This is a genomic window from Rhodoferax sp. GW821-FHT10B06 (genome assembly GCF_059415605.1).
The window spans coordinates 16,276-31,916 of record NZ_JBWKNO010000003.1; the positions used below are offsets into that span (position 1 = coordinate 16,276).

Below are 15,641 nucleotides of genomic sequence, written 5' to 3' on the forward strand. Positions count from 1 at the left end.
TTGGAGGCCTATTTAACCTGTAAATCGCATGACCCGCCCATTCAACTTTTCAGCCGGCCCTGCGGCCATCCCCGAGGAAGTATTGACCCAGGCCGCCGCCGAAATGCTGGATTGGCATGGCAGTGGCATGGGCGTGATGGAGATGAGCCACCGCGGCAAAGAGTTTTTGTCGATCTACGCGCAGACCAAGGCCGACTTCCGCGCGCTGATGGCGGTGCCACCCGAATTCAAGATCCTCTTCATGCAAGGTGGCGGCCTGGGCGAAAACGCCATCGTGCCGCTGAACCTGTCGCGTGGCGGCGCCGTCGATTGCGTGGTCACCGGCAGCTGGAGCCAGAAGTCGCAAAAAGAGGCCCGTAAATACGCCCAGGTACATATCGCCGCCAGCGGCGAAGCCCAGGGCTACACCAGCCTACCCACCCCTACCAGCTGGCAGCTCAACGCCGATGCCCAGTACGTGCACATCTGCAGCAATGAAACCATAGACGGCGTCGAATTCCATACCCTGCCTGACCTCCAGGCCCTGGGCAGCAAGGCCCCGCTGGTGGTGGACTTCTCGTCCCATGTGGCCTCGCGTCCCGTGGACTGGAGCAAGGTCGGCCTGGCCTTTGGCGGCGCCCAGAAGAACCTAGGCCCCGCAGGCCTGACCGTGGTGGTCGTGCGTGAAGACCTGCTAGGCCATGCACTGCCCATCTGCCCCAGCGCATTCAACTACGCGACCGTGGCCGAGAACCAGTCCATGTTCAACACCCCACCCACCTACGCCATTTATATGGCGGGCCTGGTATTCCAGTGGCTGAAGCGGCAGACCGAAAACGGCCTGCACGGCATCGAAGCCATGGAACAACGCAACATCGCCAAGGCCGAGCTGCTATACCGCAGCATCGACCAGTCACAGCTGTACTTCAACAAGGTAGACCCCAGCTGCCGCTCACGCATGAACGTGCCTTTCTTCCTGCGCGATGAAAGCCGCAACGATGCCTTCCTGGAAGGCGCCAAGGCACGCGGCTTGCTTCAGCTCAAAGGCCACAAATCGGTCGGCGGCATGCGCGCCAGCATCTACAACGCCATGCCGCTGGCCGGCGTGCAGGCGCTGGTGGACTATATGCACGCATTCGAGAAAGCCCAAGCCTGATCCATGACTGCCGCCACACCCGCTTCTGCCCCTCTGGACCTAGCCGATCTGCGCGTCAAGATTGACCAAATCGACCAGGAACTTCTGTCACTGCTGAACCGCCGGGCGCTGGTGGCCGAGCAGGTCGGTGAGGTCAAACGCCGCGAAGGCTCCCCCTTCTTCCGGCCCGACCGTGTGGCGCAGGTAATCGAAAAGATCCAGCACGCCAATACCGGCCCGCTGAAGAACACGCATGTGGCCGCCGTTTGGCGCGAAATCATGTCCGCCTGTCTGGCGCTCGAAGCACCGCAACGCGTCGCCGTGCTGGGCCCTGAAGGCACTTTCACCGAACAAGCCGCCATCGAATTCTTTGGCAGCGCCGCCGAGCTGCTGTACTGCGCCAACTTTGACGAAGTCTTCCACGCTACGGCCGCAGGCACTACCCAGTACGGCGTGGTGGCGATTGAAAACTCCACCGAAGGCATGGTTGCGCGCTCTCTCGACCTCTTCCTGCACTCCCCGGTACATGTCGTGGGTGAAGTCAGCCTGCTGGTACGCCACAACCTGCTGCGCCAGGTGAACTCGCGCGACGACATCGAAGTCGTCATGGCCCACCCCCAGGCTCTGGCCCAGTGCCAGGGCTGGCTAACCCAGCATCTGCCGCATGTCGAGCGTCGCGCGGTCTCCAGCAATGCAGAGGGTGCCCGCCTGGCCGCCGCCAACCCAACCTGGGCAGCCTTGGCGAGCGAGCGAGCCGCCTCCCAGTTTGGCCTGCATATCGTGTCCCATGCGGTGCAGGACGATGCGTACAACCGCACCCGCTTTGCCGTCATCTGCCTGCCCCAGACCCTGGCTACGCCGCCCGCGTCCGGCAAAGACTGCACCAGTTTGGTGGTGTCCGTGCCCAACAAGCCTGGCGCCATGCACGATTTACTGGTGCCGCTGAAGACCAATGGCGTATCCATGACGCGCTTCGAATCACGCCCAGCCCGCACCGGCCAATGGGACTACTATTTCTATATCGATCTGGACGGCCACCCCTCCCAGCCCCATGTCGCCAAAGCCTTGAAAGAATTGCACGCCCTGTGTGCGTTCTACAAGGTGCTGGGCACCTACCCCGTCGGTCCATAAGCGAGGCGCAACATGTTTGAACAACTGGGACTGATAGGCTGCGGCCTGATGGGCGGCTCATTTGCCCTGGCCATGAAAAAGGCCGGCCTGGTCCAGCGCGTGGTGGGTTACAGCAAGTCCCCCTCCACCACCAGCCGCGCCCGCCAACTGGGCGTGATCGACGTGGAAGCACCGTCTGCCCTGCTGGCCGTATCCGGTGCCGACATCGTCCTGCTGGCCGTACCAGTAGCCGCCACAGAAGCCACTTTCAAATCCATCAAGCATCTGATCACACCCAACACCCTCGTGATGGATGTGGGCTCAACCAAGCGCGATGTGGTGGATGCAGCGCGCCGCGCCTTGAAGGAGCAAGTCGGCTCCTTCGTCCCGGCGCACCCCATCACAGGCAAGGAAGTGTCGGGCGTGGAGTTTGCCGACCCCTATTTGTACAGCGGCAAAAACGTCATCCTCACGCCTATCGAACGCACCCTCACCAAGCAATTGGCCCGCGCCCACGAAGTCTGGACGGCGCTGGACTGCAATGTGCTGCAGATGTCGCCCGAGTCGCATGACGCCACGTTTGCTGCTGTCAGCCACCTGCCGCATCTGATCGCTTTCGCGATGATGCACGGCCTGGTGTCCCAAGCCCAGGGCCAGGAATACCTGGCACTGGCTGGCCCGGGCTTCCGTGACTTCACCCGCATTGCCGCATCGGATCCGCATATGTGGCGCGATATTCTGCTGGCCAACAAGGAAGAACTGCTGGCCCAGTCCCGCATCTTCCAGCGCACCCTGCAGACCATGGAAACCATGATCACCAACAACGACGCGGACGCGCTGGTCAGCATGCTGGAGCATGCCAGCGACAGCCGCGCCGACTGGAGCATGGCCTCCATGAAACAGAAAACCTGATGTTCGCAACCGCCTTCCTAGACCTCCCCCCACTGGACAGCGCCACCGGTACCGTCGTACTCCCTGGCTCCAAAAGCATCTCCAACCGGGTTCTGCTGCTAGCAGCACTCAGCGGCGGCACCACCCGGGTTCACGACCTGCTGGACTCGGACGACACCCGCGTCATGCTGGACGCGCTTGGCAAACTGGGCCGCGGCATCCGACACAGCGGCAATACGGTCGAAATCGACGGACTCGCCGGCCAACTCAGCGCCCGGCAGGCCGATCTGTTCATGGGTAACGCCGGTACCGCCATCCGGCCGCTGACAGCAGCACTGGCCGTGCTGGGTGGCAACTTCCGCCTGCACGGCGTGCCGCGCATGCACGAACGCCCGATTGGCGACCTGGTCGATGCACTGCGCCAACTAGGCTGCCAGATCGATTACACCGGCCAGGACGGCTACCCACCTCTGCGCATTGGCCAGCCCCAGTTACAACTGGGCGCGCCGATACGCGTGCGTGGCGATGTCTCCAGCCAGTTCCTGACTGCGCTGCTGATGGCGCTGCCCTTGGTCGCCCAGCAGAACGTGGTGATAGACGTGGTGGGCGAACTGATCTCCAAGCCCTACATCGAGATCACACTGAACCTGTTGACGCGCTTTGGCATCAACGTGCAACGCGAGGGCTGGTCCCGCTTTACCATCCCGGCCGGCAGCCGCTACCAATCGCCGGGCGACATCCATGTCGAGGCAGACGCCTCATCTGCTAGCTATTTCATAGCGCTTGGCGCAATTGCTGCCAGCGCTGGCGGCCGAATTCGCATTGAGGGTGTCGGCGCTGCATCGATCCAGGGCGATATCCGCTTTATCGACGCCGCGCAGCAAATGGGAGCGCAGATCACCAGTGGCCCCAACTGGCTGGAAGTCAGCCGTAGCAGTTGGCCACTGAAGGCCATTGAGCTGGACTGCAACCACATCCCCGACGCCGCCATGACCCTGGCCGTCATGGCGCTGTATGCCGACGGCACGACCACGCTGCGCAATATCGCCAGCTGGCGCGTCAAGGAAACCGATCGCATCGCTGCCATGGCGACCGAGTTGCGCAAACTCGGCGCCACCGTAGACGAAGGCGCGGACTACATCCGCATCACGCCACCCGCAACGGTTGCCGACTGGAAGGCCGCCAGCATCCATACCTACGATGACCATCGGGTGGCGATGTGCTTCTCGCTGGCCGCCTTCAACCCGGCGAAGCTGCCGGTGCGCATCGAAGACCCCAAGTGCGTGGCCAAAACCTTCCCCGACTACTTCGAGGCCATGCTGGCGCTGTCACAGACCGCCACAGCCCACATCCCGGTGGTTTGCATCGACGGGCCGACCGCCTCGGGCAAAGGCACGGTCGCAGCGGCTCTTGCCGCCAAGCTGGGTTACCACTTCCTGGATTCGGGCGCCATGTACCGCATCACCGCGCTGGCGGCTTTGCGTGCGGGGCTGAGCATCACCCCGGCCGACGAAGCTGCTATCGCCACCCTGGCCCAAACCCTGCCGGTTCGCTTTGACGCTGGCAAAGTATGGCTGGGCAAGGACGACGTCTCAGAGGCGATACGCACCGAAGAAGCCGGCATGAACGCGTCCAAAGTCTCGGCCCTGCCCTCGGTACGGCTCGCCCTGGTGGACCTGCAGCACAGTTTCCAGCGCTTGCCGGGCCTGGTTGCCGACGGGCGCGATATGGGTACGGTGATCTTTCCGCAGGCCCCGCTCAAGGTGTATCTCACCGCCACCGCCGCCCGGCGCGCCGAGCGGCGGCATAAGCAGTTGATTTCAAAGGGAATTTCAACTACACTCGAAGACCTTCGTGCTGATTTGGAAGCGCGCGACGCCCGGGACTCCTCCCGCAGCACCGCACCTCTCAAGCCAGCGCAAGACGCACTGCTACTGGACAACTCCGAAATGACCATCGAAACCTCGGTGGACCAGGTATTGGACTGGTGGCAGAGCAAACAACCGTTTCGGGCCGCCTGAAACGGTATTTTTAGGCCCACTTGGCCGCCACCGCGCCGCAGGCGTACTGGCTGAGTGGTTTTTAACCCTGTAACCCCGGTGGTCACACGACCGCCACACCGCCACGGCAGACCCCACGCAGGTGCAATCCCGCACCCGTATACCCCTGTTCCGTGGACTAGGAATCACATGTCAGAATCATTTGCAGACCTCTTCGCCGAATCGCTAACCCGCACGGAAACGCGCATTGGTGAAGTCGTCACCGCCGAAGTCATCCGTATCGAACACAGCTTCGTGGTTGTCAACGCTGGCCTCAAGTCCGAAGCCTACGTGCCGCTGGAAGAGTTCAAGACCGACAAGGGCGAAGTTGAAGTCCAAGTTGGCGAATTCATTTCGGTCGCCATCGTTGCCATCGAAAACGGCTACGGCGACACCATCGTCAGCCGCGACACCGCCAAGCGCCTGGCTTCCTGGATGTCCCTGGAGAAATCCCTGGAATCCGGCGAATTCGTCACCGGCACCACCTCCGGCAAGGTCAAGGGCGGCCTGACCGTTCTGGTCAACGGCATCCGCGCATTCCTGCCCGGTTCGCTGATCGACACCCGCCCCATCAAGGACTTGTCTCCCTACGAGAACAAGACCATGGAATTCAAGGTCATCAAGCTGGACCGCAAGCGCAACAACGTGGTGCTGTCGCGCCGTGCTGTGGTGGAAGCCTCCATGGGCGAAGAACGCGCCAAGCTGATGGAAACCCTGAAAGAAGGTTCCGTGGTGCACGGCGTGGTCAAGAACATCACCGAATACGGTGCGTTCGTGGACCTGGGCGGCATCGACGGCCTGCTGCACATCACCGACATGGCATGGCGCCGCGTTCGCCACCCATCCGAAGTGGTGCAAGCGGGTCAAGAAATCACCGCCAAGATCCTCAAGTTCGACACCGAAAAGAACCGCGTGTCCTTGGGTCTGAAACAAATGGGCGACGATCCATGGATGGGCGTGAACCGCCGCTACCCACAGTCGACCCGTCTATTCGGCAAGATCACCAACATCGCCGACTACGGTGCATTCGTGGAACTCGAACCCGGCATCGAAGGCCTGGTGCACGTTTCCGAAATGGACTGGACCAACAAGAACATCGCTCCCGCCAAGCTGGTTTCGCTGGGCGACGAAGTCGAAGTCATGGTTCTGGAAATCGACGAAGACAAACGCCGTATCAGCCTGGGCATGAAGCAGTGCAAGGCCAACCCATGGCAAGAATTCGCGCAAGACACCAAGCGTGGCGACCGCGTCAAGGGCCCGATCAAGTCGATCACCGACTTCGGCGTGTTCGTGGGCCTGGCTGCCGGTATCGACGGCCTGGTGCATTTGTCTGACCTGTCTTGGAACGAAACCGGCGAAGCCGCCGTGCGTAACTACAAGAAGGGCCAAGAAGTCGAAGCCATCGTGTTGGCCGTGGACGTGGACCGTGAACGCATCTCGCTGGGTATCAAACAGCTGGACAGCGATCCATTCACCACCTTCACCACCATCAACGACAAGGGTCAAACCGTTACCGGTAAGGTCAAAACCGTGGATGCCCGTGGCGCTGAAATCGACCTGGGTGAAGACATCATCGGTTACCTGCGCGCTTCCGAAATCAGCCGTGACCGCGTCGAAGACGCACGTAACGTGCTGAAAGAAGGCGACGAAGTTACCGCTGTGGTGGTCAATGTGGATCGCAAGACCCGCAACATCCAGCTGTCCATCAAGGCCAAGGACGCTGCCGACCAAGGCGAAGCCATGGCTGCTCTGAGCCAAGCTTCTGCACGTGAAAACGCCGGCACCACCAGCCTGGGCGCCCTGCTGCGCGCCAAGCTGGACAACAACAATTAATTTGTTGCTGATATAGCCTAGTGCCACAAGCCGATCCGACTCGCAGGGGCGAGCGGGTCGGCTTGTTTCACTCTTGAGCAGGACTTATGCAATGCCTTCTACGGCCGACCTATCGAGGGCATTGCATAACTCCGACTAACGTCCTTTTCCATGACCCGATCCGACCTTGTTGAAGAACTGGCCGCCCGTTTCAGCCAACTCACCCATCGCGATGCAGAGCATGCTGTCAAGACCATCCTGGATGCAGTCAGCGATGCCTTGGTGCGCGGGCACCGGGTCGAGATCCGTGGCTTTGGCAGCTTCTCCATCAACCGCCGGGCACCGCGCATAGGCCGCAACCCCCGCAATGGCGAGAGCGTCTCCATTCCCGAAAAGCGCGTGCCCCATTTCAAACCCGGCAAGGCTCTGCGCGAGGCAGTAGACCTGCGCACTGCAGAACTGGAAGCCCGAGACCGGCGCGAAGCCCGGGATTGACGGGCGCAGATCGCTAGAATGTTCTGAAGAGGAAGGACTCCCATGAAGAACCTGGCCAGGCTGCTTAAGTGGTTACTTAAAGCAGCCATTTTTTTTACCCTGTTTGCGTTTGCCCTGAATAACCAGCAAGACGCCACCGTGCATTTCTTCTTCGGTACGCAATGGCGCGCCCCCATGGTGCTACTGGTGCTGAGCGCCTTTGCCGCAGGCCTGGCGCTGGGCATACTGGGTATGGTGCCGCGTTGGTGGAAACACCGCGTCGTCGCCAAGAAGGCACAGCAGCCCCAACCGCCCCTGCCCACCAGCACAGCGACCGAAACCTCCCGTACGGAACCCTCATCCCCACCCCATGGACTTTGATCTCAGCTGGATATTGCTTGGCTTTCCGATTGCGTTTGTACTGGGCTGGCTTGCCTCTCGGTTCGACTTTCGGCAGCTACGGGTAGAAAACCGACTCGCCCCCAAAGCCTATTTCAAGGGCCTGAACTACCTGCTCAATGAGCAACAGGACCAGGCTATCGACGCCTTCATCGAAGCCGTTCAAAAGGACCCCGACACCTCCGAACTGCACTTCGCGCTGGGCAACCTGTTTCGCCGACGTGGCGAATACGAGCGTGCCGTGCGGGTGCACGAACATCTGCTGTCGCGCGGCGACCTGAGCGCCGCCGACCGCGACCGCGCCCAGCACGCACTGGCGCTGGATTTCCTCAAAGCTGGCTTGCTGGACCGGGCCGAGACCGCGCTGCGCAAGCTGGAAGGCACCGATTTCGAAGCCCGCAGCCGCCTGGCCTTGCTGGCGATCTACGAGCGCTCACGCGACTGGGCCGACGCTTCCGAAATCGCTCATAAGCTAGAAACCGCTGGCCAGGGCAGCTTCAGCGGTCGCCAATCGCACTACCTGTGCGAACAGGCCGCGGCCCAGCCCGAGGCTGCCCAGGGTTTGCTGGAAAAAGCAATCGCCATCGCCCCCCAAGCCGCCCGCCCGCGCATCGACCTGGCCATCCTGCAACACCAGGCAGGCCAGTTGGATGAAGCCTTCAAAACCCTTCGAGCGCTTTCCGAATCTGCGCCAGCAGCTATACCTTTGGTAGCAGAAAGAATTGCCACCATCGCCGCCGCCGCCGGGCTCACCGACCCGGCCCTTGCGCTGCTCGAGACCAGCTACGCCCAAAGCGCCTCGCTGGACGTGTTGCAGGCCATTCTGGGCCTGCAAGTGCGCTCCGGCACGCCGATGACCGAGGTGCGCATGCGCTACCTGAAGCACTTGGAGCGCGAACAGTCACTGGTCGCTGTCGCACGCTGGATTGCAGGGGAAAAGCTGGAGCACGAAGAGTTTCATCCACAGATCCAGCGCGCCCTGGACCACGCCGCCAGCCCCATGAAACGCTATCGTTGTGCTGCCTGCGGTTTTGAGGCGAAACAGCATTTCTGGCAATGCCCCGGCTGCCAGGCCTGGGATAGTTATCCAGCAAGGCGCGTGGAAGAGCTGTAAACAAAACAATATGACCAAACTCTTGACACTTTCCCGTGAAAAAATCTCCCAGGCACAAGTGCTGGTCGTGGGCGACGCCATGCTGGACCGCTACTGGTACGGCGCAGTAGACCGTATCAGCCCTGAAGCACCGGTACCTGTGGTGCGGGTCACGCGCGAAGAAGAGCGCGTGGGCGGTGCTGCCAACGTGGCCTCCAACATCGTTAGCCTGGGCGCACAGTCCTCGCTGCTCACCGTAGTGGGTGACGACGAGGCCAGCCACAGGCTGGAAGCGCTGGTGGCAAAGACCGGCATCCGAACCCATTTCGGCCGCGACCCGCAGCTGCAAACCACGGTCAAGCTGCGCGTCATCGGCCGCCAGCAGCAGCTGATACGGGTGGACTTTGAAAACACCCCAAAAAGCGAAATCCTGGCCTCGCAGTCCGCCAGCTTTGCCACCCTGCTGCCGACCCACCAGGCGGTGCTGTTTTCCGACTACGGCAAGGGTGGCCTGGCCCATGTGGGCGACATGATTGCGCTGGCGCGCACGCAGGGTAAAAGCATTCTGATCGACCCCAAGGGTTCGGACTACTCCCGCTACAGCCAGGCCACGGTGATTACCCCCAACCGCGCCGAGCTGCAACAGGTGGTGGGCAGCTGGAACAGCGAGGAAGAGCTGCGCACCAAGTCGCAGAATCTGCGCCAGCAGCTGCAGCTGGAGGCCTTGCTGGTCACGCGCAGCGAAGAAGGCATGACGCTGTACGATGATCAAGGCGAGCTGCACGTGAGTGCCCAGGCCCGCGAGGTATTCGACGTGACCGGCGCCGGCGACACCGTGATCGCCACCCTGGCGGCCCTGGTCGCGGCCGGCCTGAGCCTGCGCGAAGCCATGCCCCTGGCCAACCGCGCTGGCGGCGTGGTCGTAGGCAAATTCGGCACCGCCACCGTCAGCTACGACGAACTTTTTTCCGCCGTTTAAGAGGATTCCCACCATGACCCGCATCGTCGTTACCGGAGCCGCCGGCTTCATCGGCAGCAACATCGTCAAAGGCCTGAATGCACGTGGCATCACCGACATCATCGCGGTAGATGACCTGACGCAGGGTGACAAATACCGCAACCTGGCCGACCTGCAGATTGCCGACTACGTGGATGCCGACACCTTCTACTCCCGCTTCGCCCAGGAGGCCTATGGCCGCGTGGATACGGTATTCCATGAAGGCGCTTGCAGCGACACCATGGAGATGAACGGCAAGTACATGATGGACAACAACTACCGTGTGTCCTGCGACCTGTTTGCGGCCTGCCAGGCGCAAGGCACACGTCTGCTGTACGCCTCTTCGGCGGCCACCTATGGCGGCTCGGCTTCCTTCATCGAAACGCCGGAGTTCGAACGTCCGTTGAATGTGTACGGCTACTCCAAGCTCCTGTTTGACCAGCGCATGCGTCTGGCCTGCGACCCGGATTTCAAACGCTCGCACAGCCAGGTGGTGGGCTTTCGCTACTTCAACGTCTATGGCCCGCGCGAGCAGCACAAGGGCCGCATGGCCAGCGTTGCCTTCCACCAGTTCAACCAGTTCCAGGCAGACGGCAAGGTCAAGCTGTTTGGCGAGTATGGCGGCTACGCACCTGGCGCCCAGCTGCGCGACTTTGTGTTCATCGACGATGTGGTGGCCGTCAACCTGTGGTTCTTCGACCACCCGGACCAGTCGGGCATCTTCAACCTGGGCACCGGCAAGGCCCAGCCCTTCAACGACGTGGCCCACGCCGTCATCAATGCCCTGCGCGCCCATGGCCAGCAGCCGGCACTCAGCCTGGCCGACGCGGTGACTGGCGGCCAGCTGGAATACGTGGCCTTCCCAGACGCCTTGCGCGGCAAGTACCAGTGCTATACCCAGGCCGACCTCACAGCGCTGCGCAGCACCGGCTGCGACCACGTGTTTGCCGATGTGCACACTGGCGTTACACGCTACGTGCAAAGCCTGCTGCAAGCCTGAGCCCATGTACGCGGCGTCAGTCCCAGTATTTCAGCGTTATCTGGGCCAGCTGGCCCAGATGCTGGAGCGGGCCGAAACTTCGGGGCTGGACCCGCAGCCTTTGCTGCAGGCGCGGCTGGCGCCCGACATGCTGCCCCTGTCGCTGCAGGTTGAAATCGCCACCAACTTCGCCGTGCGAGCCTGCGCCCCGTTGGCAGGGCTGGAAGTGCCGCCGTTCGGCGAACCCGGCCACTCGTTTGCCGCGCTGCACGCACGGATTACCCGGGCCCAGCAGTTTCTGGCGGCGTTGAGCCCAGAGCAACTGGCCGACAGCGCCCAGCGCATCTGCACCGACCAGGCCGGCCAAGCCACGCTGGCGCTGCCCGGCGAGATTTTTCTATCGCAGTACGCGTTGCCTAATTTCTTCTTCCACCTGAGCAGTGCCTACGCCCTGCTGCGCCAGCAAGGCGTGCCGCTGGGCAAGGCGGATTTCGATGGCTGGCACGTGTACTGAACCACGCTAGCACGCAGATCAGGACATGAACATCCCGCCGTCCACATTGACGGTCTGGCCCGTGATGTAAGCCGCATCGTCCGAGGCAAAGAAACTGACCAGTCCAGCCACATCTTCCCCCGTGCCCGCGCGGCCCATGGGGATGGCCGCTACCCACTCGGCCATCAGCTCACCGGGCTGGTAGTCGCCCATCAGCTTGCCCCAGGCCGCATCGTTGTAGGCCCACATATCGGTGGTGATGATGCCTGGGCAGAAAGCGTTGACCGTGATGCCCGTCTTGGCCAGTTCCTTGGCCAGGCTCTGGGTGATGCCCACCACACCAAACTTGCTGGCAGCGTAGTGCGGGGTGAAGATAAAGCCTTGGCGCGCCTGGCCCGAGGCCGTATTGATCAAGCGCCCCTTCTTGCCCGCAGCACGCATGCGTACCGCAGCTTCTTGGCAGCAAAGAAACACGCCCTTGGTGTTCACGGCCATGACCTTGTCCCACTCGGCTTCGGTCAAGTCCTCCAACCGGGCCACCGTGATGACACCGGCGTTCTGTACAGAAACATCCACCTCACCCAGCTCGCGCGCCACCTGTTCGTACATAGCCTTGACCTGCACCTTGTCCGTGACATCCAGCACCACGGAAATGGCTTGGGCACCGGCATCCCGCAAGGCTTGGCCAGTTTCGTGCACCAGGGCCTCATTCGCGGCCACGCAGATGCGCGCACCCTCGCGGGCAAAGCGCTCGGCAATACTCTTGCCTATGCCCCGGCTACCGCCGGTTACAACCACCACTTTGTCTTGGAATCTAAGGGACATATCCAGCCCCTACCAGCAGACAAAACCGCCGTCGACGATCAGGTCCACACCGGTGCAGAACGAGGCCGCCTTGCTGGACAGGAACACTGCGGGGCCGACCATTTCGTCCACCGTAGCCATGCGGCCCAGGGGCGTGTCGCGCTCAAAAATCTTGCACTGCTCGGCCACTTCGGGTCGGGCATTCATGGGTGTCATGGTGTAGCCGGGGCTGATGCTGTTGACACGCAAGCCGCGGTCGCTCCACTCCATGGCCAAGCTCTTGCTGAGATGGATCACCGCCGCCTTGGAGCTGTTGTAGTGCGCCTGCAGCAACCCCCGATTCACGATGCTGCCCGACATGGACGCAATATTGACGATGCTGCCCCGGCGGCGTGGCAGCATCACGCGCGCCTGGGCCTGGCAGGACAAGAACACGCCTTCCACGTTGATTTGCATCATGCGCTGCCACTGCTCTATGGGCATGTCCTCTGCCGCCGTCGCGTTGGCGATGCCAGCGCAATTGACCGCCACCGTCAGCACGCCCAGATCCTTCTCGGTGGCAGCCACGGCTGCCTGCACATCTTCGGCCCGCGTGACATTCCCTTCCAGCGCCAGCGCGCGCCGACCCAAAGCTTGGATGCGTTCCACTGTAGAGGACAAGCCGGCACTACCCGCCAAATCCAGGCAGGCCACGTCCGCGCCCGCTTCAGCCAGCCCGACCGCGATACGCTGGCCAATGCCGCTCCCCGCTCCCGTAACAAAAGCCACATCGCCGCGCAATTCAAACAAGTCCATACATGCTCCTGTGCAGTATTGCCGGCTCTATGGTCGGCAAGGTTCTAAGGTCGATCCAGCAGTTGCTGGGCCGTGTGTAAATCGGTGATCAAAGTAGTCAGCCAGCCGCCACGCAGGGCAGCGCGTATGGCTTCGAATTTGCGCGCACCACCGGCCACGCCGATGCGGCGTCGCGTGCGGCGAATTTGGTCTATGCCTATGCCCAGTACACGCTCGCCAAACGGCGTGGTCACGTGCTTACCATCGGCATCAAAAAACTGCATGCAGACATCGCCCACGGCGCCTGCATCGCGCAGATCGGCCAGGTCCTGCTCGGTAAATACATTGCCGCTCTCACGCAACATGCGCGACGGCGGAATGGCGCCTATGCCCAGCAACAGGGCCGACAAATCGTCGAAACGCTCCAGGGCCTGGCGGCAGGTTGGGTCGCTCAGCATGGCGTTCTTGGCTTCCACGGTGCTGACCACGCCGGGCGCATTCATGAAGATGGCCTCGGCCTTGGACAGCTGCGCCAGCCGCTCCGTCAACCGGGTGGCAAATACCTGCGCCCCCGCAAAGCCCACACCGCCCAGCACCTGCACGATGCTGCGCGTATGGCCTGGACCGGCAGGCCGCATCACGTTGACGGCTGCCAGCAAACTGGAACTCCAGGACGACACGCCGATAGCGCCAAAGGTCGGCACCATCAGCTCCAGATAGCGGGCAGTGGGGCCGGCCAGGGCCAGATTGGTACGCTCGTCATCCAGCACATCGGCTTCCTCGGCCTCGACCACGATGACTTCGTCTAAGCCGTAGTGCGTTTCCAGCCGCTCTTCCAGGTCGGCATGCACGCCCTCGGGCACATGAACGGTGATGCGCACAATACCCAGCTCCTCGGCCTGCTTGAGCAGGCGCGACACCCGCGTCTGCGACAGGCCGAGCTGCTCTGCTATGCGCGGCTGCCCGATGCCGCGTTGGTAGTACATGCTAGCGATCCGGGTGATGAGACGCTGCAGGTCGTGGGAGCCATATTGATGTTTTGCCATGGCGCGGATTATCACTACGGCTCTTAAGAGACCGCCAGCTCCATAACCCGGGAGGGCGTAGCTTCCTCACGCGTCAAAACGCCCTGGTTCTCGCCCCGCGCCAGCACCACCACACGGTGCGCCAGGCCCAGCACTTCATCCAGATCCGAGCTGACCACCACCACGGCCATGCCTGCCCGCGCCAGCTCGGCGATCACCTCGTAGATGGCGGCGCGTGCGCCCACGTCGATACCGCGAGTGGGCTCGTCCAAAATGATGATCTTGGGGTCGTGCGCCACCCATTTGGCGATCACCACCTTTTGCTGATTGCCGCCCGACATGCTGCTGGCCGGCAACTTGGGCTGGCCCTTCACGCCCAGGCGCTGGATCAGCTTGCGTGCGAACTCTGCGGTACGTGCGGGTTGCAACCAGCCGCTGGGTGCCACGCGGTCCAGGTTGTTGTACAGCAAGTTGTCCTCGATGCTGTGGGGCAGCACCAGACCCAAGGCCTTGCGGTCGTCGGGTACCAGCACCAGATGGGCACGTATGGCGTCCATCGGGCTTCGCATCACGATGGGCTTGCCGTCGACTTCTATGCTGCCCTGGGCGATGGGGTCTATACCCACCACGGCCCGCATCAGCTCGGTACGGCCCGCGCCCACGATGCCGGCAAAGCCCAGCACCTCACCGGCACGCACTTCAAACGATATGTTCTTGAACCGGCCATTCGGTGCATGCAGATTGCGCACCGCCAGCGCCACGGGCGCATCCGGTCCAGGTGCTGGAATGGAAGGAAACAGCCGGTCCACACTGCGCCCCACCATGTCGCGCACCAGCTGCGCGGTAGGTACCTGTGCCGTAGCATGGGTGGCGACCTGCACCCCATCGCGCAACACCAGGATGCGGTCGGCAATGCGCGCAATCTCGGCCAGCCGGTGGCTGACATAAATGAAGGAGACACCTTCTGCCTTCAGGCGATGGATCTGCTCGAACAGGCGGTCGGTTTCCTTGTCGCCCAGCGCGGCCGTGGGTTCGTCCAGAATCAGCAGCTTGGCGTTCAGGGTCAGCGCCTTGGCAATCTCCACCTGCTGCTGTGCGGCCACGCTCAGCGTGCCGACTTTTTGGGTGGCGGGTACATCCAAGCCCAGGCGCTGCAGCTGCACTTGGGCGCGCTGGACCATACCGTCGCGGTCGATGCGCCCGCCCTTCATGGGCAGGCGACCGACAAAAATATTCTCCGCAATCGTCAACTCGGGCAGCAGGCGCATTTCCTGGTGGATCAGGCCAATGCCCACATGCAGCGCATCCACAGGTGCCTGCGGCGCATAGGCCTGGCCTTGCCAGAACATGCTGCCGCCCGCGTCCGGTTGCACCACCCCGGCGATCACCGAGGACAGCGTGGACTTGCCTGCGCCGTTCTCTCCCAGCAAGGCCAGCAACTCGCCGGGCCGCACCTGCAGATTCACCCCGCGCAACACAGTGGTCGGGCCATAGGTTTTGCCAATGTTGCGCAGGACCAGGCCGGTAGAGGTATCGACGGAGGTGTCTGCTGAAGACGCAAAGGTGCTCATGGGTGTACCAGGGGGGAATAAATGCACGGTGGGCGCCAGGCCCCGTCCGAGGACGAGAGCCCAGCG

Annotated in this window: 15 protein-coding genes; 11 read left to right on the plus strand and 4 right to left on the minus strand. The window is 62.3% G+C overall.

Annotation, left to right across the window (positions count from 1 at the left end):
* Positions 1-28: 28 nt before the first annotated feature.
* From serC to AC07O2_RS05575, 11 genes are all read left to right on the plus strand, one after another.
* On the plus strand, positions 29-1,135 hold the full coding sequence (serC, locus tag AC07O2_RS05525) for a 3-phosphoserine/phosphohydroxythreonine transaminase (RefSeq protein WP_495074748.1): 1,107 nt from the start codon (positions 29-31) through the stop codon (positions 1,133-1,135).
* Positions 1,136-1,138: 3 nt separating this feature from the next.
* Positions 1,139-2,245 carry a prephenate dehydratase gene (gene pheA, locus AC07O2_RS05530; protein WP_495074749.1) on the plus strand — a complete coding sequence of 369 codons (1,107 nt, stop codon included), beginning with the start codon at positions 1,139-1,141 and terminating at the stop codon, positions 2,243-2,245.
* 12 nt (positions 2,246-2,257) lie between these two features.
* On the plus strand, positions 2,258-3,136 hold the full coding sequence (locus AC07O2_RS05535) for a prephenate dehydrogenase (protein WP_490590425.1): 879 nt from the start codon (positions 2,258-2,260) through the stop codon (positions 3,134-3,136).
* Positions 3,136-5,136: a bifunctional 3-phosphoshikimate 1-carboxyvinyltransferase/cytidylate kinase gene (locus AC07O2_RS05540; protein WP_495074750.1), complete on the plus strand. Its 2,001-nt coding sequence runs from the start codon at positions 3,136-3,138 to the stop codon at positions 5,134-5,136. Before AC07O2_RS05535 ends, AC07O2_RS05540 begins: the two co-directional genes overlap by 1 nt.
* Before the next feature lie 168 nt (positions 5,137-5,304).
* Positions 5,305-6,987: a 30S ribosomal protein S1 gene (rpsA, locus tag AC07O2_RS05545; protein WP_495074751.1), complete on the plus strand. Its 1,683-nt coding sequence runs from the start codon at positions 5,305-5,307 to the stop codon at positions 6,985-6,987.
* Positions 6,988-7,137: 150 nt separating this feature from the next.
* Complete coding sequence (locus AC07O2_RS05550) at positions 7,138-7,461, plus strand: integration host factor subunit beta (RefSeq protein WP_490590428.1); 324 nt, start codon at positions 7,138-7,140, stop codon at positions 7,459-7,461.
* 42 nt (positions 7,462-7,503) lie between these two features.
* The gene (locus AC07O2_RS05555; RefSeq protein WP_495074752.1) at positions 7,504-7,821 is read left to right on the plus strand and encodes a LapA family protein; all 318 of its coding nucleotides are present in this window, start codon (positions 7,504-7,506) and stop codon (positions 7,819-7,821) included.
* On the plus strand, positions 7,811-8,953 hold the full coding sequence (gene lapB, locus AC07O2_RS05560; RefSeq protein WP_495074753.1) for a lipopolysaccharide assembly protein LapB: 1,143 nt from the start codon (positions 7,811-7,813) through the stop codon (positions 8,951-8,953). Before AC07O2_RS05555 ends, lapB begins: the two co-directional genes overlap by 11 nt.
* Positions 8,954-8,963: 10 nt before the next feature.
* Positions 8,964-9,911 (plus strand): D-glycero-beta-D-manno-heptose-7-phosphate kinase, encoded by a 948-nt coding sequence (gene rfaE1 / locus AC07O2_RS05565; RefSeq protein ID WP_495074754.1) that lies wholly within the window; start codon positions 8,964-8,966, stop codon positions 9,909-9,911.
* A 13-nt stretch (positions 9,912-9,924) separates the two neighbouring features.
* Positions 9,925-10,929 (plus strand): ADP-glyceromanno-heptose 6-epimerase, encoded by a 1,005-nt coding sequence (gene rfaD, locus AC07O2_RS05570; protein ID WP_495074755.1) that lies wholly within the window; start codon positions 9,925-9,927, stop codon positions 10,927-10,929.
* 4 nt (positions 10,930-10,933) lie between these two features.
* Complete coding sequence (locus AC07O2_RS05575) at positions 10,934-11,422, plus strand: DUF1993 domain-containing protein (RefSeq protein WP_495074756.1); 489 nt, start codon at positions 10,934-10,936, stop codon at positions 11,420-11,422.
* Positions 11,423-11,440: 18 nt separating this feature from the next.
* Here AC07O2_RS05575 and AC07O2_RS05580 read toward each other — a convergent pair whose 3' ends face one another.
* Genes AC07O2_RS05580 through AC07O2_RS05595 form a run of 4 tightly spaced genes read right to left on the minus strand, consistent with a single transcriptional unit; the run spans position 11,441 to position 15,575 of the window.
* Positions 11,441-12,226 (minus strand): SDR family oxidoreductase, encoded by a 786-nt coding sequence (locus tag AC07O2_RS05580; RefSeq protein ID WP_495074757.1) that lies wholly within the window; start codon positions 12,224-12,226, stop codon positions 11,441-11,443.
* A 9-nt stretch (positions 12,227-12,235) separates the two neighbouring features.
* Complete coding sequence (locus AC07O2_RS05585; protein ID WP_495074758.1) at positions 12,236-13,000, minus strand: SDR family oxidoreductase; 765 nt, start codon at positions 12,998-13,000, stop codon at positions 12,236-12,238.
* A 44-nt stretch (positions 13,001-13,044) separates the two neighbouring features.
* Positions 13,045-14,025, minus strand: a complete 981-nt coding sequence (locus AC07O2_RS05590) for a sugar-binding transcriptional regulator (protein WP_495074759.1) — start codon at positions 14,023-14,025, stop codon at positions 13,045-13,047.
* 23 nt (positions 14,026-14,048) lie between these two features.
* Positions 14,049-15,575 carry a sugar ABC transporter ATP-binding protein gene (locus AC07O2_RS05595; RefSeq protein ID WP_495074760.1) on the minus strand — a complete coding sequence of 509 codons (1,527 nt, stop codon included), beginning with the start codon at positions 15,573-15,575 and terminating at the stop codon, positions 14,049-14,051.
* Positions 15,576-15,641 lie beyond the last annotated feature (66 nt).